Origin of the sequence: Pseudomonas sp. GM33 (assembly GCF_000282295.1) — a bacterium.
GTDB classification, from domain to species: domain Bacteria; phylum Pseudomonadota; class Gammaproteobacteria; order Pseudomonadales; family Pseudomonadaceae; genus Aquipseudomonas; species Aquipseudomonas laurylsulfatiphila.
The window spans coordinates 1-19,159 of the sequence record NZ_AKJO01000089.1 but is presented as its reverse complement, the minus strand read 5'-3'; the positions used below and the strand labels follow the sequence as shown (position 1 = coordinate 19,159).

17 protein-coding genes are annotated in these 19,159 nt (G+C 59.5%); 10 read left to right on the top strand and 7 right to left on the bottom strand.

Annotation, left to right across the window (positions count from 1 at the left end; genetic code table 11):
- The first annotated feature begins 1 nt into the window (after nt 1).
- The 7 genes from PMI26_RS13705 to PMI26_RS13735 all read left to right on the top strand — a co-directional run bounded on the left by PMI26_RS13705 (nt 2) and on the right by PMI26_RS13735 (nt 7,827).
- Nucleotides 2-988: a dipeptidase gene (locus PMI26_RS13705; protein WP_007975232.1), complete on the top strand. Its 987-nt coding sequence runs from the start codon at nt 2-4 to the stop codon at nt 986-988.
- A gap of 106 nt (nt 989-1,094) precedes the next feature.
- Nucleotides 1,095-2,648: a BCCT family transporter gene (locus tag PMI26_RS13710; protein ID WP_007975231.1), complete on the top strand. Its 1,554-nt coding sequence runs from the start codon at nt 1,095-1,097 to the stop codon at nt 2,646-2,648.
- Nucleotides 2,649-2,671: 23 nt separating this feature from the next.
- Nucleotides 2,672-4,387 (top strand): hypothetical protein, encoded by a 1,716-nt coding sequence (locus PMI26_RS13715; RefSeq protein ID WP_007975230.1) that lies wholly within the window; start codon nt 2,672-2,674, stop codon nt 4,385-4,387.
- Between the two features lies 1 nt (nt 4,388).
- Entirely contained in the window at nt 4,389-5,111 is a 723-nt protein-coding gene (locus PMI26_RS13720; RefSeq protein WP_007975228.1) for a DUF3726 domain-containing protein, read from the top strand.
- A 29-nt stretch (nt 5,112-5,140) separates the two neighbouring features.
- Complete coding sequence (locus PMI26_RS13725) at nt 5,141-5,515, top strand: RidA family protein (RefSeq protein WP_007975227.1); 375 nt, start codon at nt 5,141-5,143, stop codon at nt 5,513-5,515.
- Nucleotides 5,516-5,786: 271 nt separating this feature from the next.
- On the top strand, nt 5,787-6,647 hold the full coding sequence (locus tag PMI26_RS13730; protein WP_007975226.1) for a CAP domain-containing protein: 861 nt from the start codon (nt 5,787-5,789) through the stop codon (nt 6,645-6,647).
- 778 nt (nt 6,648-7,425) lie between these two features.
- The gene (locus tag PMI26_RS13735) at nt 7,426-7,827 is read left to right on the top strand and encodes a GFA family protein (RefSeq protein WP_007975225.1); all 402 of its coding nucleotides are present in this window, start codon (nt 7,426-7,428) and stop codon (nt 7,825-7,827) included.
- Between the two features lie 158 nt (nt 7,828-7,985).
- On the opposite strand, the gene PMI26_RS13740 is transcribed toward PMI26_RS13735, so the two are convergent.
- Both PMI26_RS13740 and PMI26_RS13745 read right to left on the bottom strand, forming a co-directional pair.
- Nucleotides 7,986-8,618, bottom strand: a complete 633-nt coding sequence (locus PMI26_RS13740) for a Vgb family protein (RefSeq protein ID WP_007975224.1) — start codon at nt 8,616-8,618, stop codon at nt 7,986-7,988.
- A gap of 35 nt (nt 8,619-8,653) precedes the next feature.
- On the bottom strand, nt 8,654-9,874 hold the full coding sequence (locus tag PMI26_RS13745; protein ID WP_007975223.1) for a hypothetical protein: 1,221 nt from the start codon (nt 9,872-9,874) through the stop codon (nt 8,654-8,656).
- A gap of 315 nt (nt 9,875-10,189) precedes the next feature.
- On the opposite strand from PMI26_RS13745, the gene PMI26_RS13750 reads away from it, so the two are divergent.
- A complete protein-coding gene (locus PMI26_RS13750; protein WP_007975222.1) occupies nt 10,190-10,615 on the top strand; it encodes an N-acetyltransferase in 426 nt (141 codons plus the stop codon).
- A 190-nt stretch (nt 10,616-10,805) separates the two neighbouring features.
- On the top strand, nt 10,806-12,035 hold the full coding sequence (gene alr, locus PMI26_RS13755; protein WP_007975221.1) for an alanine racemase: 1,230 nt from the start codon (nt 10,806-10,808) through the stop codon (nt 12,033-12,035).
- A gap of 250 nt (nt 12,036-12,285) precedes the next feature.
- On the opposite strand, the gene PMI26_RS13760 is transcribed toward alr, so the two are convergent.
- The 5 genes from PMI26_RS13760 to PMI26_RS13780 form a co-directional block, all read right to left on the bottom strand.
- Complete coding sequence (locus PMI26_RS13760; protein ID WP_007975219.1) at nt 12,286-13,053, bottom strand: amino acid ABC transporter ATP-binding protein; 768 nt, start codon at nt 13,051-13,053, stop codon at nt 12,286-12,288.
- Complete coding sequence (locus PMI26_RS13765) at nt 13,050-13,709, bottom strand: amino acid ABC transporter permease (RefSeq protein ID WP_007975217.1); 660 nt, start codon at nt 13,707-13,709, stop codon at nt 13,050-13,052. The genes PMI26_RS13760 and PMI26_RS13765 overlap by 4 nt, the downstream gene beginning before the upstream one ends.
- A 10-nt stretch (nt 13,710-13,719) precedes the next feature.
- A complete protein-coding gene (locus PMI26_RS13770) occupies nt 13,720-14,367 on the bottom strand; it encodes an amino acid ABC transporter permease (RefSeq protein ID WP_007975215.1) in 648 nt (215 codons plus the stop codon).
- Nucleotides 14,368-14,430: 63 nt separating this feature from the next.
- The gene (locus tag PMI26_RS13775) at nt 14,431-15,219 is read right to left on the bottom strand and encodes an ABC transporter substrate-binding protein (RefSeq protein WP_007975214.1); all 789 of its coding nucleotides are present in this window, start codon (nt 15,217-15,219) and stop codon (nt 14,431-14,433) included.
- A gap of 159 nt (nt 15,220-15,378) precedes the next feature.
- Complete coding sequence (locus PMI26_RS13780; RefSeq protein WP_007975213.1) at nt 15,379-18,426, bottom strand: aminotransferase class III-fold pyridoxal phosphate-dependent enzyme; 3,048 nt, start codon at nt 18,424-18,426, stop codon at nt 15,379-15,381.
- 139 nt (nt 18,427-18,565) lie between these two features.
- On the opposite strand from PMI26_RS13780, the gene PMI26_RS13785 reads away from it, so the two are divergent.
- Nucleotides 18,566-19,006, top strand: a complete 441-nt coding sequence (locus tag PMI26_RS13785) for an Lrp/AsnC family transcriptional regulator (RefSeq protein ID WP_007975212.1) — start codon at nt 18,566-18,568, stop codon at nt 19,004-19,006.
- Nucleotides 19,007-19,159: the final 153 nt, after the last annotated feature.

The following is a 19,159-nucleotide window of genomic DNA, read 5'->3' as shown; positions in this document are numbered from 1 at the left end:
CATGCACGACTTATTGATGATCGACGGCCTGCAATATTCCCACTGGAACGAAGAAATCTTTCGCCAGATGCAGGAAGGTGGCCTGAGCGCGGTGCACGCCACCATCGCCTACCACGAGAACGCCCGGGAAACCCTGTCGCGAATCGGCGAGTGGAACCGCCGCTTCGAAACCTGGCCCGAGCTGATTCGTCCGGTACGCGAGGCTTCGGACATTCGCCTGGCGCATCAGGAAGGCCGCGTCGCGATTTTCTTCGGTTTCCAGAACTGCTCGCCGATTGAAGACGACATCAGCCTGGTGGAGGTTTTCCGCCAGCTCGGCGTGCTGATCATGCAGCTCACCTACAACAACCAGAGCCTGCTGGCCAGCGGTTGCTACGAGACCGAAGACAATGGCATCAGCCGTTTCGGCCGCCAGGTGATCCGCGAGATGAACCGCGTCGGCATGCTGATCGACATGTCCCACAGCGCCGAGCGCAGCACCCTGGAAGCCATCGAGCTGTCGAGCCGCCCGGTGATCGTCTCCCACGCCAACCCGTCGAGTTTCCACGCGGCCAAACGCAACAAGTCCAACGCGGTATTGCGCGGTATCGCCGAGTCCGGCGGCCTGCTGGGTTTCAGCACGTACCCCTTCCACCTCAAGGGTGCGTCGGGCTGCACCCTGGAATCGTTCTGCGACATGGTCGCCAGCACCGCGGAATTGATGGGCGTCGAACACATCGGCATCGGCACCGACCTGTGCCAGCAACAACCCCTGCAAGTGCTCGAATGGATGCGCAACGGGCGCTGGAGCAAAGACAAGGATTACGGCGAAGGATCAAAGGACAACGCCAACTGGCCGGCACCGTTGCAATGGTTCCGCGACAGCCGGGATTTCCCGGTCATTGCCCAGGGCCTGCGCGACCGGGGATTCGCCGAGGACGAGGTACGCAACATCATGGGACTCAACTGGTTGCGCCTGCTGGAAAACGCTACGACGGCGCAAAACTGACTCTTGATCGACACCGTGAGGACAGCATGAAAAATAACAACAATAGCCTCCCGTTCATCTCCCCGACCGGCGATGCACAGCCCCAGGCGCGTATTTTGGAGGCATCATGAAAATATCCGACTCCCTGCAAGCCGACGTCCAGCCACTGGACCTTGCACCGCCGAAAAAAGACATCGACTGGCCGCTGTTCTTGATCAGCGGCGGCTTCCTCGGCGCCTTTCTGATCGCGGCTCTGATCGACATCGATGGCGTATCGCTGCTGGTGAACACGCTGTTCGCCTGGTCGACGAAGTTCTTCGGCTTGTACTGGCAGATCCTGATGCTGGCGACCTTCGCCATGAGCCTGTTCATCTGCTTCAGCAAATGCGGACGGGTACGCCTGGGCGGCGTCGAGCAGCGCCCCGATACCAGCACCTTCAACTGGATCGCCGTGATCATGTGCGCCCTGCTCGCCGGGGGCGGCGCCTTCTGGGCGGCAGCGGAACCGATGATGCACTTCGCCAGCCCACCGCCGTTGTTCGCCGGGGTGCAACCGCACACCGAAGCCGCCGCACACGTTGCGCTCGCGCAATCGTTCGTGCACTGGGGCTTTCTCGCCTGGGCGGTGCTGGGCAGTCTGCTGGCCATCGTGCTGATGCATTTGCATTACGACAAAGGCCTGCCGCTGGCGCCGCGTACCCTGCTCTATCCGTTGTTCGGTGAGCGTGCGCTCAAGGGACCAATCGGCACGCTGGCGGACGCCACCTCGATCATCGCCGTCGTCGCCGGCACCATCGGCCCGATCGGTTTCCTCGGCCTGCAAATCAGCAGTGCGTTGCACTCGGTGTGGGGCATTCCCAACGACCTGGTGGTGCAGTCCATCACCATCGTGCTGGTCACCGTGATGTACACCATCTCCTGCCTGGTCGGGCTGGAGGGGATCCGGTTCGTCAGCGGGATCAACGTCTGGCTGATGATCGGCCTGGCGGTGTTCATGGTGCTGCTGGGGCCCAACGCTTTCATTCTCGGCGGTTTTCCCACCGCGTTCGCCTTGCACCTGGAGCAGTTCATTCCGATGACCCTGTTCCGCGCCGACCCGAAATGGCTCGACTGGTGGACGGTGTTCTACTGGGGCTGGTTCATTGGCTACGCGCCGATGGTCGCCCTGTATGTGGCGAAGATTTCCCGTGGCCGGACCATCCGCGAAGTGATCATGACCCTGTCGATCATCGCACCGCTGGTGACCATGTTCTGGTTCACCATCGTCGGCGGCGCCGGCATCGGCATGGAGTTGCAGACGCCGGGCATCGTCACTGCCCACGGCACGCAGCCCGAGGACCTGCTGCTGGGCGTGACCCAGAACCTGCCCCTGGGTGGACTGATCTCGGCGCTGTTCCTGTTCCTGAGCTTCATCTCGGTGGCCACCAACGGCGATGCGATGGCGTTCACCGTGGCAATGGCGATGTCCAGTAATGACAAGCCGAAACCATGGCTGAGGGCCTTCTGGGCGATCGGCATGGGCCTGGCCGCGGTGGTGTTGATCACCATCGGTTCGGGCGGGGTCACGGCGCTGCAATCCTTTATCGTGATTACTGCCGTACCGGTTTCGCTGCTGATCCTGCCGTCGCTCTGGGATGCACTGCGCATCGCCCGGCAGATGGCTCGCGAACAGGCAGTCTGATGATGAACAGTTCAGGAATCGCAATGATGTCGCACACCGACACAGACACCGCCTCGGCCTTGCGGCCCGCCACTCGGGTCATGGACCTGGAGCGGCTGGGCAGCCACTTTCAAAGCCGCTTGAGTTTCGTGCGCAGTAGCATGCGGCGAATGATGAACGAGCAGTGGCGCATCCAGCGCACCTGCTTCGACCTGGATGCCGAGGGCTTCGGCACGGCGATCTACCGCATCGACACCGCCAGTGCCCGCTATCACTGCGTGATTTTCTCGATGTACCTGCCGCCGGAAAAGCGCAGCGACCGGGTGATAGCCGATCAGTGGGATGTCAGTTTTGTCCTGCTTGCCGGTGATGTCGACGAACAGCAGTTGGCCGACTTGCGACGCAATGTACCGCTACAGGAAGCCGGGCGTTTTGATTCGCGCGTGCTGGTGCTGTCGCGGGCCAACCGTAGCCTGCGCAACTTCGAGCGTTTCCTCGAGGCGCTGGCCGAAGGCTGTCAGCCAGACCCGCGGCAACTGGCCGAGGTCGGCTACCTGTATCGCACCACCGCGGTGTACGGCAACGGCAAGTTCGGCATCGCCGACTTCAGTTGCCTGCAAGGCACGGCAGACTTCACGCAACCCTTCAGCGCCCAGATGTTTACCGTGTACCTGTTGCGGCATTTCAGCATCGAGCAGATCGAACACATGGCCCGGGCACGCAACCCGCAGCGGGCAGTGGGTCTGGACCCTGCCCTGCAGCGTTACCTTGGGGTCGGCAATTCCACGGGGCTGGGCATGGCGCCGTTCCTGATCAATCACCCGCAACTGGTCAACCAATGGCTGTGGGCCAGGGAAACCGCACTGGCACAGGTTGTGGCGCAAGCGGCTGACCTGCCTCATGCCCAGCGCTTTCAGGCGTTGCTGCTACGGGCCCGCCGGCACTTGCAGCAAACCAGCACCGAGGACCAACGGCAAAGCGCCATCGACCTGCAGACACTGGTCGATCTCGAACAACTGGCCGGGTGGTTCGCAGAGCAGTGCGTCAACGCGGGTTTGTGGTCACGCCTGCAAGCCTGGGCCGAAGTGAACGTCGGCGCCGGGTGTCAGGAACTGCTGGTCAGTCTGCTGCTGGAGTTGTACCCCGAACAGGTCGATCCGTTGGCCGAGCAGATGTCGGTCAACGAGGGGTTCCGCCTGAACGCCGAGATGCCCTTGGATGAGCTCTGCGATCTCATCGAGACCGAGTACCGCTGGGCGCTCGATTACGACTTGAGCGGCGCCGAGGCCAACCATTTTTTCTGGTATCGCTCGGCGGAAAAGGAAGAACCACGCCTGGGTGAACGGGCCATGGAGCCAGGCGCCGAGAAAGAAATGCAGTTGGGGATCGCGCACAACATTCAACGTTGTCATCGGGCCCTGCTTGCCTACCGCGAGCAACACCCACGGCAATTGACCGCGCACTTTCTGCTGGCGCTGCCGCAGTTCAAAGGCACCGTCTGCCGCCTGCAAGGCATGGCCCGCTGCGCCTTCGGGGAGATCCGCGCCAATCTGATGGACCGCAGCATGCTGCCGATCCACTTGCTGCGCTGCAAGCTGGCGTTCTTCGGCGCCGGCAAGTTCGACCCCAAGTCCAGCCGCTGGGTGCGCATCACCCTGTTCCAGGGGGCACCGCTGGTCAGCGAGATCGGCCAGCCGTTCGCCGACGACTGGAATTTCGCCGTCATGCCTGAACTGACCAACGCTGCCGGAGCACTCTGAAATGCGTGTATCGCTCAATGAAATCCAGGTGATCTGCCGCAAGGCCTTCGAAGGCATCGGTTTTGCACCCGGTGATTGCGACGACGCCGCCGAGATGATTGCCAGGCTGCAGCAGCAAGGCCTCGACGGTGTCGGTGCGCTGAAAAAGGCGCTGGACTTCCTTCACGATGAAGTCGATCGCCCCATCGAAACCTGCTACGAAGACGCCACCCAGCTGACCCTCGATGCCCATGGCCAAAGCGTATTGCGCTGCGCCGCCCAGGCCATCGAACTGGGGGTGGCCAAGGCCTTGCGCGGCGGCAGTGCGCTGATCCGCGTCCGCCATTGCCACAACCGCGTTCTGCTGCTGGGCTACCTGGCGCGCTGTGCCGGAGAAGGCCTGAATTTTTGTGTGTACTGGCGCGATGCCCGGCAGGAACTGGTGGCCACTTTCAGCGCCGGGAGCACCGGCCCGTCCTTGCGCGTGTATGACCTGCCGCAACCGGCCCGGGGTGATGAGCAAAGCATCAACGTGCTGATTTCCCGGCACTTCGCGCTGCTGCCACGCCTGAGTGCCGAAGTCGCGGCCCCGACGTTTGAACACCGTCAGCCAACACCCGCGGGCGGGCTGCAGGTCGATGATGAAGTCTGGGCCCAGTTGAAGAAACTGGGTGAACGGGTGCTGGTGGAAAGCACCGAAGAATCCCGTCGCCGTGGAGCCGGCGAAGGCAGCGACGCTCGGTAAACCTCTCAAACCCGCATCAGGAAGCATCAATGAAACAGGCGATCAAGACCGACCTCTTTGCCTCGCGCGCGCCACTGGAATGGGCGGTTGTCGGCAACGGCACGCTGTACACCGCGCAAATCCCCATCGACCGCCAGGGCCAGGTGGTGAGCGGCGGCATCGAAGCGCAAACCCGGCAGACCCTGGACAACCTGCGCCACACCCTGCAAGCCGCCGGCAGCTCGCTGGACGCGGTCACCCAGGTGTTGATCTACGTCACTGACCGCAGCTACCTGGCAACCGTGAATGCGGTCTACGCCGAGTACTTCCAGGCGCCCTACCCAAACCGCGCCGCCATGGTCGTAGCAGGCCTGGCCCGGGAAGAAATGCTGGTGGAACTGGTGGTGTACGCCTGCGTGGATTGATCGATTCAGGACCGCAGCGGGTTACTGGTGTACACAAAACCTGTGGGAGCGGGCTTGCTCGCGAAGGCGGTGTGTCAGGTAGCATCCATGTCGTCTGACACGCCGCCTTCGCGAGCAAGCCCGCTCCCACAGAAGTCCTACCCTTCGTCGGACATTGGGTTCCGGCCACAAACAGGTTCGCTCGCGCCGTGAACCTTGTGTCGAGACACCAGTCATACCCTGCGTTTTCCCCCCTCTCCTATCGTCGTCATCTCATTCGAGTTGTCCGTTCATGCGCCAAACCGTCGTTACCTTGCGCTTTACTTCGCTGTGCCTGCTTCCCCTGCTCCCCGTTTTTGCCAGCCCCGCCCACGCCGATGGGCAACGGCAACTGGTCGACGCCATCAACGACTACCGCGCCCATCCGCAACGTTGCGACCGACGCCCCGCGCAACGCTTGTCACCCCTGACGCTCAAATCGAACCTGGCCTTGCCCGTTGGCTATGGCGGTGGGTTGCGGGACCGGTTAAAGGCTTCCGGCTATCAGGCGACCATGGTGCGTTCTATCCGCGTGGTGGGTGCACGGGATGCCGAAGAAGCCTTCGATATGTTCCAGGACGAGCACTGCGCCGCACTGCTCGACAACCAATACGCCGATATCGGCGTCAGTCGCGCCGGGAGCGAGTGGCAAGTGGTGCTGGCGCGGCCGGTGCTCGACCGGCAAACCGCCGATCCCCGCAGCGCCGCCCAGGCGTTGCTGGCGCAGGTCAACGCTGCCCGGGCCAAGCCACGCCTGTGTGGTCGCCAGCGCTTCGCCGCCGCGCGGCCGCTGTCCTGGAGTGCGGCCTTGGGTTCCGCCGCACAACATCACAGCAAGGACATGGCCTACAGCAACTATTTCGCCCACCAGGACCCCGACGGTGACATGCCCGCCGACCGCGCCAGGGCTGCCGGCTACCGTGGCCGCCAGATCGGTGAAAACATCGCCGCCGGGCAAGGTTCGCCGAGCAAGGCCATGGCCGGTTGGCTCGCCAGTCCCGGGCACTGCGCCAACCTGATGAACCCGATGTACACCCAGGTCGGTGCCGCGTACGCCGCCAACGCCCGCAGCGACAACGGTGTTTACTGGACGATGCTGTTCGGCGCGCCTTGAGCGGCCAGCCAGTCCCACCTTGCGGGCATGAAAAAGGTTCTCGACGGGAAACTGTAGGAGCCAGCCTGCTGGCGATGGACTCCAGTGCACCGCGTTCATCCAGCTCACACGCGTTATCGTTAACGACCATCGCTGGCAAGCCAGCTCCCACAATGGACCGTGACCACGCGGGAAAACTGTAGGAGCCAGCCTGCTGGCGATGCACTCCAGTGCGCCGCGTTTATCCAGCTCACCCGCGTTATCGTTAACGACCATCGCTGGCAGGCCAGCTCCCACAGGGGGCCATGCCCACGCTGAAACTGTAGGAGCCAGCCTGCTGGCGATGGACTTCAGTGCACCGCGTATATCCAGGACACATGCGTTATCGTTAACGACGATCGCCAGCAAGCTGGCTCCTACAAAGACGCCAAAAACCAAGGCATTAAAAAGCCCGCACTGGGCGGGCTTCGCGGGTGAGTATAAGTAGGTGGCCGGTGCTGGTCTCCGGCTTACAAGGTTTATCAGGCCTCCCACAAAAGAGTCGTGAAACCGTAATGGAACTCTTCTGCTTCACACGGCATAAGGGCTGGATCCCAGCGCGGGGATCTTTCTAACCGTGTACCCTTCGGAACGCGCCCCACGTCTCCTTGCTATCCTTTTGCGCATCAGTCTGCGTCTTCACCTACAAAGTTGAGGATAGCAAAACAGGGACGATTGCCAACCGCGCTTTTAGACCGATTTCGACCAGCAGAAAACCCGGCAGGAAACAAAAATACTATCGATAAGGAGAGGGTATTGCATGGATGAGTTTCACCAGGGCAGCTGCCTTTGCGGCGCGGTCAAATATGGCGTGTCGACCGAGTTGAAAGCCATCACCCATTGCCATTGCAGCCAGTGCCGAAAGAGCCATGGAGCTGCGTTTGCGACCTACGCGAGCGCGCCCGCCTCGTCGCTGTCGATCATGACCGGCACTGACTCGCTGATGGCGTTTGAATCGTCCAAAGGTGTCACGCGACAGTTCTGTTCCCGCTGCGGATCTTCGCTGTTCTGGACTGACTCGACAGGCGCGTTTTCCGAGTGGATTTCGATTGCCCTCGGCTCGCTGGATACGCCGCTACGGACACGCAAGCAAAAACATGTTTGCGTCGGCTCGAAAGCGGATTGGTACGAGATCAACGATCAGCATCCACAAGCGGACTGAGTGAGGTTGCTTGCAGATTTTGCATACACCCACTGCCCCTGTGGGAGCGGGCTTGCTCGCGAAAGCGGCGTGTCAGACGACATTGATGCTAGCTGATACACCGCCTTCGCGAGCAAGCCCGCTCCCACGGGGTAAGTGGGTGTACACAGATCCGTGTCTCACGAAGGCCGACGCACCACCCTCACCTTGCCGCTTTCGCCGCCACCGCAGAACAACCGCTCGCCGCCATCGGACTCCAGTCCCGACACGCCGACGCCTTCGGGCAGCCTGAGGCTCTCGAGTACTTCACCGGTTTGCGCGTCGATGCGCCGCAACTCACTCTCGTCGCCCTCCCAGGTGCCATGCCACAGCGAACCTTGCACCCAGGTCACGCCGGTAACGAAACGGTTGGATTCTAGGGTGCGCAGGATCTTGCCGGTCTCGGGGTCGATCTGGTGGATCTTGCGTTCGCGGTACTGGCCCACCCACAACGTCCCTTCGGCCCAGGTCAGCCCCGAATCGGTGCCGGCGCCGGGGGCCGGAATCGTCGAGAGGATGCGCCCGGTGCGGGGGTCGATCTTGTGGATGCGGTCGTCGGCGATCTGGAACAGATGCTCGCCATCGAATGCGGTGCCGGCATGGGCAGCGACATCGATCGAGTCCAGCAGCTTGCCGCTTTCCGGGTCGAGGGCGTTGATTTTGCTGTTGCTGGCGAACCAGACCTTTTCGCCGTCCCAGGTGACGCCGCACACATGATCGACCTCGGCAAACGGGCCATATTCACGAATGACTTCAGCAGTTGCGTGTTTCATCTGGCAATCCTCAATGGGGGGTGGTGGCGTTCATCCTAGCCACCGGGCAGCGGCGCCGGGAGTAACAAGGTCGTCGCGAATCCCGGCACGGGCGGTGTCATCCAGCGCCGCGCGCGGCCTCGGCCAAACCACTGCACCTTGCCCTGCTCCGCCAACGTATCGAGCGCACGCTGCACCGTGCGCTGGCTGGTACCCAGCGCCAGGGCCAGGGCGGAACTCGACCACGACTCGCCATCGGCGAGGCAGGCAAATACCGCGGCAAATTTTTCCTCGACCGGTTGCGCCAGTGTCACCACCTCCGTGCACACGGACGTTTGCAGGGCAAAACCACGGGGCGTCGCGATGACGCCGGCCAACGGCTTGAGTGCCTTACGCAGGCGGCCGATTTCCACGCGCAGCCGGGCACGATGGGACTCATCCGAGAGCTTCAGACGGAACGCCCGGGCGATCAGCGTTTCCCGCGCAACATCGGCGGGCCAGGCTTCGGCCAGAGTGCGGGCGAGCATGAACAGGATCGGCCGCGTCGCCAGCGACACCGACATGCCGCAGCCGCGCACAATGTACCGGCAGGCATCCACCACCAACGCCGTTGAACCGAGCAAGGCTTCGACTTCATCGAGCAGCAGCGCGCGTTCCTCACCCTGGGCAGTCAGGCGTGCCGCGGGTGCATCGAGCAGGCGTGCCACCTGTTCGACTTCAGCGATCAGCGCGGCAATCCCCGTCTGACCGGCAGCCAGCCCGGCGCGCGTCAACGCCTCCCGTGCCGCTTTCGATTGCAGGCGGCGAATGGCGATCCCCGCCAGCACCAGTTCATGGGTTGCGCGCAAGGCCGGCGGCAAGGGGCCGGGGTCGAGGCTGGCCAGCAACTGCTGCGCCTCATCGAGCTGGCCGATCAGCAGCAGACGGCGGATTTGCAGATACCGTGCATGAGCGGCATTGACCCGGTCACCGTGCTGTTCAAGGGTGACCCGCGCCGTTTCAAGCGCCTTGACTGGCCAGCCGAGTTCCCGCGACGCCAGGGCGATTTCGGCTTCGGCCACCACGCATCGGGCACGGGCCAGCACCTCCCTGGGCGAAAAGGCCTTTTGCGCGCGCTTGACCAGCGCCCGGGCGCGCACCAGATCGCCCAGTTGCGCCATGGCGATGCCGCGCAGGGCCAGCGCCGGCGCATCGTCGCGCAAGGCCACGCGGTCCAGAGCGCCCAGTGGATTGCCCGCCGCCAGCGCCTGGGCAGCGGCCGTGATCATCGAGTCCATCGAAATCCCGCCACGCTTGTCACTCCCACTCTTCGATACCCGGGTTTAGTCTAATTCACGACCTTTCACCAGGAGCGAACAGCGATGAACACGCACACAACCGCGACAACCAGATAAGCCAGGCGCAGCCCTGGAAACAGCACCTTGCTGAAGGTACCACCGGTGTAGAGCACGCGGCGTTGGCAGTCACAGTTCCAGCCCCATGCATTGCTGTTTGATCAGAATCAGTGCCAGGTAGATCTGCGAGCGGAGGACCGTTGCGCGGAGCACGCATATGGCACAATGTTTTCTTCCTGACTCAATCGTTGAGACCTCATGATCCGCGACTTTCGAAACGTTGACCTGGAGCCCGTATTGGACATTTGGCTAAGAGCGTCAATCCAGGCGCATCACTTCATAGCCCCCGAATTCTGGCATAGCCAGCTTGATGCCATGCGTGAGGTCTACCTGCCCGGCGCCATGTCCCGAGTGTTTGAGGCAGACGGGACGGTAGCAGGGTTCTGCTCTGTATATGGAGACACACTTGCGGCGCTATTCGTATCGCCTGAACGTCAGAGGGACGGTATAGGTACGCAGCTTCTCGCGGACGCCATGGCATCCCAGTCAACTCTACAGCTGACTGTGTATTCGGCGAATGCGCCTGCTATCCATTTCTATGAGAAGCAGGGCTTTATAGTTCTCAATGAACAACTGGACGCGCACACTGGCCACCCTGAGAAGGTGATGCGCTGGGTCGCCTGATCTGACTAATGTAGCTACAGGCGACGCGATCCCCGCCCTGCACCTTGCAGACACCGGCACCCACAACGGCCGCGAACATATTCCTTACATGTTTTTACATCTTCGAACGCGACGTACAACGGCAACTTACATCGCCTTCCAATAATCGGCATTGGAATAATAAAAAGACCGATTACATGGAGAGTTTCAAATGCCCTTTACTCGTACTGTTCTAGCGTTATCCCTCGGCCTGTTTTTTTTGCAGAGCCAGGCCCAGGCGGCGCCGCCGCTGTCGCTCACTAACGGCAACTCCGAGCTGACTGCGCAAATCAGTAATGCCTGGATTGAAATCAACAAGACCGCGTTAGAGCACAATATCCGTACCCTGCAAGCGGAGCTGGCCGGCAAGTCGAAACTCTGTGCGGTACTGAAAGCCGACGCTTATGGTCATGGTATCGGGTTGGTGATGCCGTCGGTGATCGCGCTCGGTGTACCCTGTGTGGCGGTCGCCAGTAACGAAGAGGCGCGAGTGGTTCGCGAAAGCGGCTTTAAAGGCCAGTTGATCCGTGTTCGCACCGCTTCCCTGGGGGAGCTGGAAAATGCTCTGCAGTACAACATCGAAGAACTGGTAGGCAACCTCGATTTCGCCCGCCAGGCGGCCGAACTTGCACAGAAGCACGGTCGCAAACTGCAGGTGCACATCGGCCTCAACTCAAGCGGCATGAGCCGTAACGGCGTGGAAATGGCCACCGAACAGGGCAAGAAAGACGCCGTGGCAATCACACAGGTACCGAATCTGGAAGTGGTCGCAATCATGACCCACTTCGCGGTGGAGGATAAGGACGACGTACGCAAGGGCCTGGCAACCTTCAACGAACAAGCGGCCTGGCTGATGGACGTGGCCCAGCTCGATCGCAAGAAAATCACCCTGCACGCAGCCAACTCCTTCGCCACCCTGGAAGTACCCGAATCGCGCCTGGACATGGTGCGCACAGGCGGCGCGCTGTTTGGCGATACCGTCATTTCGCGCACTGAATATCGGCGCGTGATGCAATTCAAGTCGCATGTGGCCTCGGTCAATGACTATCCCGCTGGAAACACAGTGGGTTACGACCGCACCTTCACCCTGACACGTGATTCGAAACTCGCCAACATCACGGTCGGTTACTCCGATGGGTATCGCCGCGTGTTCACCAATAAAGGCGTGGTATTGATCAATGGTCATCGCGTGCCGGTGGTGGGCAAGGTTTCGATGAACACCGTGATGGTCGATGTCTCGGATGCACCCGACGTCAAGGCAGGTGATGAAGTAGTGCTGTTTGGCAAGCAAGGCGCAAACGAAGTCAGCCAGGCTGAAGTCGAAGAGATCAACGGCGCGCTTCTGGCCGACCTCTACACCGTCTGGGGCAGTGCCAACCCGAAAATACTGGTCGAGAAGTAATCCCGCCACCATCGTAAATTACCGGGCGCGCTCATTCGTGCACGGTTTTGCCAAGCGCGGAAAAGCTCGAATGTATGGCAGGGACCGACAGGAGAGAGATCGCATTCTCTTGTCGGAAGGTGACCATTATGTTTTTTCCGCGCGGACTCCACGTATCGCCGGTGACGGCGCAGTCGCCTGAGATATTCACGACTGCGCCATGGCGTTTGATCTCGCCTGCCCTCGGCGTTCAGAAGCGAAAGCGCACCTCTTATCTATCGTGCAAATGCTTTTTCAGGAATGACCGGGTTCGTTCATGGACAGGGTTTTGCAGGATCTCTTGTGGCGCCCCTTCCTCGACTACAACCCCGCCGTCCATAAAGACAATCCGGTCTGCAACTTCGCCGGCAAAGCGCATTTCATGTGTGACGATCAGCATGGTCATGTGCTCCGCGGCGAGTTGCTTCATGACCAGGTTGACCTCTTCGACAAGCTCAGGGTCCAGTGCCGATGTAGCCTCATCGAACAGCATGACTTTTGGCTGCATCGCCAGTGCCCTTGCTATGGCAACGCGCTGCTTCTGCCCTCCCGACAGGCGAGAAGGATACTCGTCGACTTTGTTGGCCAATCCGACTTTCGACAAATATTCCATTGCCAACTCACGAGATGCCTTCTTCGTAACCCCCTTGAGTTTTATCGGGCCAAGCGCAATGTTTTCACACACGGTCAAGTGCGGAAACAGATTGAAGTGTTGGAACACCATGCCCATCTGCTGACGCACAGCGTTTATATGCTGTTCAAACGCACGACCTTTCAATGGCCGATTGACTTGCTCGCCCTCTAACCAGATCTCGCCATCGTCAAGCACTTCCAGGTGGTTGATTGACCGCAGAAGCGTGCTTTTGCCAGAACCGCTTGGGCCGATGATGGCGACGATCTGCCCGCGAGATACCGAAAGATCGATGCCCTTGAGGACTTCAAGTGCTCCGTAAGCCTTGCGAGCGCCCTTCACCTCCACCATGAATTCTTTTCTGGTCATCGTGACATCTCTACCTTGTTTTCGAGGAGATGCAGGCCGGCTTCGAGAACAAGATTGGCTGCATAATAAATAACCGCAACAGTCAGATAAAACTCAAACGGGCTATAGGTCTCGCTCACGGCAAGCTGCGCGCTGTACACCAACTCCGCAATACCGATGATGGAAACCAGAGAAGTGTCTTTTAAAAGAACAATCAGGTTGTTTCCCAGCGGCGCAATGGTCCTGCGAAGTGCCTGCGGCACAATGATGTAACGCTGGGTCTGTCCACGGCTGAGACCAATGGAGCGGGCACCTTCAATCTGGCCCGGGTCGACTGAGACCAACCCGGCACGAATGACGTCGGCATTGTAGACGGCAAAGTGCAAACTGAGGCCGATGATGCCCGCCACCAGCGCCGGAATATCGATTCCCACTTGCACAAGTCCATAATAAATCACGTACAACTGCAGTAGCAGTGGCGTACCCATCAGCAACCAGGTCATAAAACGCACGGGTAGCGCCAGCACCCTCGGCGCATAAAGAACAATGAGCGCAAAGACTATCCCGGCCATCAAACTCAACAGGCTGGAACTTACAAACATCACAACCGTCCACCAAAGACCGGTCGCAAGCAGCTCGGAATAAGGTGTAACTATACTAAGATCCAGGCTTTGCATCTGAATGCTCTCACCTTGCCGCGAAGCGATTATCGAGATAGTCAATAATGAATCTGACCGAGTAGACCATCACTATGTAAAGCAGTGCAGACACCATGAAAATCTCAAAAGGCTTGTACGTTGAACTGATAAAGCGTTGCGCCGTATATGAAAGTTCAACCACAGAGATCGTCGATACCAGTGCAGAGCCTTTGATAAGAGCCACGGCGTTCACCCCCAGCGGTCTTATCATCAACTTCGCAGCTTGTGGCAGCGTGATAAACCATAAAGTCTGACCGCGCCCGAAACCAATCGTACGTGCCGCTTCCACTTGGCCTGGGTCAACGTTGCTGATAGCGCCACGAATGGATTCGGCCATGTAAGCCGCGATGTTCAGGCCCAGGCCGATTACGCCTGCCGCAAACGGCTCCAGTTCAAGTCCGATCTGCGGCCCGCCAAAGTAGATGATGAACAGCTGAACCAGGCAGGGAGTGCCGCGAAAAACGCTGATGTAGAGTCTTGCAAGGCATCGAAAGACGAGAACAGTGGACAACCGGCCAGCCACGAGCACGATTGCGACCAGAAACCCAAGCACCAGAGCAAGTACAGAGATCTGCACCGTAATCCACGCCGCCTCCAGGAAAAACGGGAATGTGCGTTGTATGAGAGTCAGATCCATGAGCACGCTCGGAAAAGTCGGATTGGCTGGCCCGACGACAAGTCGAGCCATGCTGAACAGCAATCAGCGGATATCGTTGCCAATCCACTTCATCGAGATCTTTTCGTAAGTGCCGTCGGCGAGCATGTCTTCAAGCGCCTTCTGCAGGGTCGCCTTGAGTTCGGGGTTGTTCTTGCGCAAGGCAATGCCCATGCCTTCGATGCCGCCATCGCTATCCGGTGGAGTAATGATGCGCACTTTCTGCCCTGTTTCCTTGACGGCGACCAGTACTGGAACACTGTCCATCACTATCGCGTCAATACGCCCGGCCTCCAGATCGACCAGCATTTCCGGAAGCCCCTTGTACGTTCTGACCTTCAGGTTGCCGCGGGCCCTGGCCCATTTATCGTGAGCGTCGCCGAGGGTCACGCCGACAGTCACATCCTTGAGATCATCAAGGCTTTTGATCGAAGAATCTTCCTTCACTACGATCGTGCGGCCGGCATGGTAATAGGGCCCGACAAAATCCACGGCCTTCTGGCGCTCCGGGGTAATGGTCATGGAAGCGATAATGGCGTCATATTTTTTCGCCAGAAGACCGGCAATGATCCCGTCGAACGGCGTGGTAATGATCTTCACTTTTACTCCCATGCGCTCAGCCAGTGCCTCGCTGATGGAAGCGTCGAATCCGACTATCTGGTTCTGCTCATTGGCAAAGCTGAAGGGAGAGTATTGACCGCTCATCGCGATACGGATCTCTTTGGAATCCTGGATCGACTTCAAATCATCAGCATGAACAACCGCAGTGGAAAGTAGCGCCGCTGCCGCCACGGTAGAAGCGACAATCAAACCCTTGAGCTTTTTGGTTAGCATTGGATGGCACCTTGGAAGAATTGTTTATTATTTTCTTGGGGTTATTCACCCGGCCTTCATGAAAAGTCTTGCATAGGCACTTCTGGAAAGCACCCGGCAAGGTGTCAGCCTGCCTGACACATTGCCGGAGTTGGCCGACACTATGTCGGGCCAGCCAGGTCAGCGGAGTGCGGCCTTGAAACTTTCGTCCAGGACCTCGAGCAGAAAGTCAGCATTTGCCTGACTGAAGATCATCGATGGGCGCATCTTCAGGACATTGTCATGGGGGCCTTCAGTACCGATCAAAATACCCCGCTCCCTGGCACCATCGGCTACTTGTTTGGCCAACTGCGTGGCCGGCACTTTGGTCTTGCGATCCGTGACAAGTTCTATCCCGAGAAAAAGACCCTGCCCGCGCACATCGCCTATTGCATCGTAGCGCTGCTGCAATTTACGGAAGCCGTCGAGCAGATAGTTGCCAATGGTCAGTGCGTTGAGTTTCAGGTTATCGCGCTCGATCACATCGAGTACCGAGAGCCCTACAGCACATGAAACCGGGCTGCCGGCAAAGGTATTGAAGTACTCCATGCCATTGTTGAAGCTGTCTGCGATTTCCCGCGTGGTCACCACCGCCGACATGGGATGGCCGTTGCCAATGGGTTTGCCCATGGACACGGCATCGGGAACGACACCCTGGGTTTCAAAAGCCCACCAGTGGCTGCCTACGCGACCAAAGCCGACCTGGACCTCGTCAGCCAGGCAAAGACCGCCCTCGGCACGGACCATTGCATAGACTTCTTTCAAGTAGTTTTCCGGGAAGAACAGTTGCCCGGCGACACTGGGAATGGACTCCGCCAGAAAGAATGCCGGAGCTCTGCCCTGCTTGCGCATGAGCTCGATCTGATCCGCCACGCTCTCGGCGTAACGCTTGCCAAGTTCTTCGAACGCCCACTGATCCATACCACGGTAGGCATCCGGGACGGTCGCCTCAAACACATGGTCTGCGCGCCCTTTACCGGCTTTACGCTTGTACTTGTAGGGGCTCAGGTCGATCAGTTCCTGTGTCGTGCCGTGGTAAGCCCAATCCAGCACGATCGCATCGTTACGTCCGGTGTGATTGCGCGCCATACGCAGCATGAGGCTGTTTGCTTCACTTCCCGAACAACCGAAGGACGCGACCGCCAGACCTTCAGGCAAAGTGGCGGTGAGCCGCTCTGCATACTCGACGATATTGTCGTGCAGGTAGCGCGTGTTGGTGTTCAGGCGTGAGGCCTGCCGGGAAAGCGCCTGCACCACGTCCGGATGAGAGTGGCCGAGATGGCAGACGTTATTGAAACAGTCCAGATACGCCCTGCCAAAGTTATCGATCAACCAGACCCCGTCACCGCGAACGAACTTGATCGGATCCGAGTAGGAGATCGACAGGTTTGGCAGCAACAGCTCCTTGCGCTTGGCCACAAGCTCTGCCTTGGTGCGTCCGTCCTGGCTATAGGTTTCCGGAGGAATCCCCGCGAGCGCCGACGCATCGGGGAAAATGTCGGCCCAGACCTCAAGATAGGCCCGCTCCCCCACGCCGATGAACTCGCCCGCTTTCAACCCGGTGTCAGTGGACATCTGAAAATGCACATGGGGAATCCACCCGCCATTTTCCGTATCCGCCCCCATGTACCCCAACAGCGCGCCAGCCTCCAGGCGGTCACCGGGCTTCAGGCGCACCAGAGCTTCATGAGCCATGTGCCCCCACAGCGTCAGGAATGGCGGGCAACCTTGTGGCGAGTGCTCAAGCATGATCAAACCACCATAACCAAGCGGCTCATGCTCGACCTCGACGCTCTGCACCACACCGGCAACAGGCGTATAGAGAGGCGTTCCGGCAGGCATGATCAAGTCGACACCGACGTGAATGATCCGACGCTGCCCTTCAATGAATCGCGACTCAAACGCCGTGTCGGTGTAGATGGTCCTTTCCTCGCCCCATGGCCCGATGCCGAGCGGCACCTTGTGCTCGGCAGAAAAATCACTCCACCACTTCGTTGCCTGCGCTGGACGCTGCTCGGCTGAAGCGATGGTCATCACATGCGAAGCGTCGCCGAACGGGGCAATGACCTTGTTCATGGTCGCAGCCGATGGACGCACGATATCGGCGAAGGACTTGCTGTTTTCCGCCACCCAGCGGCGAACCGCACCCGCGCCTTCGATCGCATCAAAACCACAGGCTTTGCGCAGGATCGCCGTCGCCAGTCTCGGGTTCATGCGATCCATCCGCTCCAGAAGGCGCCAGGCCGGCGCTTCGCTGATGCCAAGGTAGGGATTGTCTTGCGTCTGGTCGCATCGCGATGCCGACAGGGTGACGCTGGTGACCAGGCGCATCGCAATGAGATTGAAGAGGACGTCAAGCTCCTCCGGCTGCAGAGGGTACTTGTCATGGAAACCGGCAGTGAGAGCGGCGGCCGCGCCGATCGGGTCTTCCATGTCGAGAATGGAGTAGGCGCAGGTAATGGCGACTTCGGCAATCAGGATCGTATGGACCGCATCGCCGAAATCGATGACGCCCGAGACGTTCTGATGGTTGTGCGAGTCGACGAGGATGTTCCAGTCATTGCCGTCATTGTGAATGACTTGCGCACGCAGACGCGAAAGCTTCGGTTGAACCGTTTTTTCGAAACGCTCTATGAACCGTTCCAGAATGGCCCTTCTGCCAGGATCTTTGACGAAGTGCAGGCGTGATCGAGAACGTGCGGCGTGACGCAAATCCCAGTCGATATCACGCACCGCACCGGGATGCATGAAGCCCTGAAGTGCGCGATCAATTTCACCGAACGACTGGCCGAGGCTGCGCATCAATTCGAATGTGCGCTTGACCTCGGCAAGCGGCGTTCCGTGCAACCAGCTCACCAGGCGGACCGCGTGGGTTTCGCCGGTAGGAGCTACTGCAGAAGCCAGATACTCACCTGCAAGGCTCTTCTTGAGAAATGGCACGGTAAGCTCGGGACTGTAACTGGCGAGATGACTGAGAATGGCCGTCTGAAACTCGCTTTCCACTCGCGGTTCACTCGAGTTGACGACTTTCAGAATCCATCCTGCATCGGTTCCGGTATTCAACCGGTAGTTACGGTCGCGCTCGCCATCCAGAGGCGTGGCCGTACCAATAACGTTGAAAAGCTGCTCACTGAGTTTTTCGGCATCCCCGGTCGAGAACTGGGGGGCAGGATGGGAAAGATTTGTCATGGTAGTTGTTTTCCAAGCCATTTTTTTCAGATAGCTTGGCACGCAACGCCTGGGACGGCAGTAGGTATACGGTCGGCTTGCGCCTGCATATTGCCGGAATCGACCGGCACAATTTCGGCAGCAAAATTAGGGAGTTCTGATGCGCGACCTGGACACGAAAGATCGCGAAATACTCGAAATTCTTTCCAAGGAAGCCCGGATTGCCCTGAAGGCTTTGGCAGCGAGAATCGGGCTCTCAAGAAGCGCTACCAGCGAACGGGTCATCAACCTTGAACGCAATGGCGTGATCAGAGGCTACCGCGCGGATATCGGTGAAATCGACGCCAACGTGATTCGCGCAATCCTGCTGGTCTGCCTCAAGCGCACGCCTGCAATGGGCCTGCTCGATCTACTTGCACAAAACTCGCAGGTCCGTCGCGTGTCCTCGGTCAGTGGCCAACTCGACCTGGTCATCGAGATCGAATCGCGAACCATCGATGACCTGAACCGGGTCAGAGATGCCGTCGCCAGTCATGATTACGTTGAAGACATCACCACCGCCGTCGTTCTGCGGCGCGATATTGATCGGCAGAGTTCCTGATTTGCCTGGGGGAGAATACTGAGACCAGCTCCCCCTCCCGCCCAGCCCCTTCACGCAATCCCGGGAAACTGTAGGAGCCAGCTTGCTGGCGATGGACTCCGGTGCGCCGCGTTCATCCAGCTCACCCGCGGTATCGTTAACGACCATCGCTGG

Coding starts and splice junctions, on each gene's coding strand:
- PMI26_RS13715 (WP_007975230.1), top strand. CDS start 2,672: ATGATGTCGCACACCGACACAGACACCGCCTCGGCCTTGCGGCCCGCC.
- PMI26_RS13740 (WP_007975224.1), bottom strand. CDS start 8,618: ATGAAACACGCAACTGCTGAAGTCATTCGTGAATATGGCCCGTTTGCC.
- PMI26_RS13705 (WP_007975232.1), top strand. CDS start 2: ATGCACGACTTATTGATGATCGACGGCCTGCAATATTCCCACTGGAAC.
- PMI26_RS13720 (WP_007975228.1), top strand. CDS start 4,389: ATGCGTGTATCGCTCAATGAAATCCAGGTGATCTGCCGCAAGGCCTTC.
- PMI26_RS13750 (WP_007975222.1), top strand. CDS start 10,190: ATGATCCGCGACTTTCGAAACGTTGACCTGGAGCCCGTATTGGACATT.
- PMI26_RS13710 (WP_007975231.1), top strand. CDS start 1,095: ATGAAAATATCCGACTCCCTGCAAGCCGACGTCCAGCCACTGGACCTT.
- PMI26_RS13780 (WP_007975213.1), bottom strand. CDS start 18,426: ATGACAAATCTTTCCCATCCTGCCCCCCAGTTCTCGACCGGGGATGCC.
- PMI26_RS13745 (WP_007975223.1), bottom strand. CDS start 9,874: ATGGACTCGATGATCACGGCCGCTGCCCAGGCGCTGGCGGCGGGCAAT.
- PMI26_RS13730 (WP_007975226.1), top strand. CDS start 5,787: ATGCGCCAAACCGTCGTTACCTTGCGCTTTACTTCGCTGTGCCTGCTT.
- PMI26_RS13735 (WP_007975225.1), top strand. CDS start 7,426: ATGGATGAGTTTCACCAGGGCAGCTGCCTTTGCGGCGCGGTCAAATAT.
- PMI26_RS13785 (WP_007975212.1), top strand. CDS start 18,566: ATGCGCGACCTGGACACGAAAGATCGCGAAATACTCGAAATTCTTTCC.
- PMI26_RS13775 (WP_007975214.1), bottom strand. CDS start 15,219: ATGCTAACCAAAAAGCTCAAGGGTTTGATTGTCGCTTCTACCGTGGCG.
- PMI26_RS13765 (WP_007975217.1), bottom strand. CDS start 13,709: ATGCAAAGCCTGGATCTTAGTATAGTTACACCTTATTCCGAGCTGCTT.
- PMI26_RS13770 (WP_007975215.1), bottom strand. CDS start 14,367: ATGGATCTGACTCTCATACAACGCACATTCCCGTTTTTCCTGGAGGCG.
- PMI26_RS13760 (WP_007975219.1), bottom strand. CDS start 13,053: ATGACCAGAAAAGAATTCATGGTGGAGGTGAAGGGCGCTCGCAAGGCT.
- alr (WP_007975221.1), top strand. CDS start 10,806: ATGCCCTTTACTCGTACTGTTCTAGCGTTATCCCTCGGCCTGTTTTTT.
- PMI26_RS13725 (WP_007975227.1), top strand. CDS start 5,141: ATGAAACAGGCGATCAAGACCGACCTCTTTGCCTCGCGCGCGCCACTG.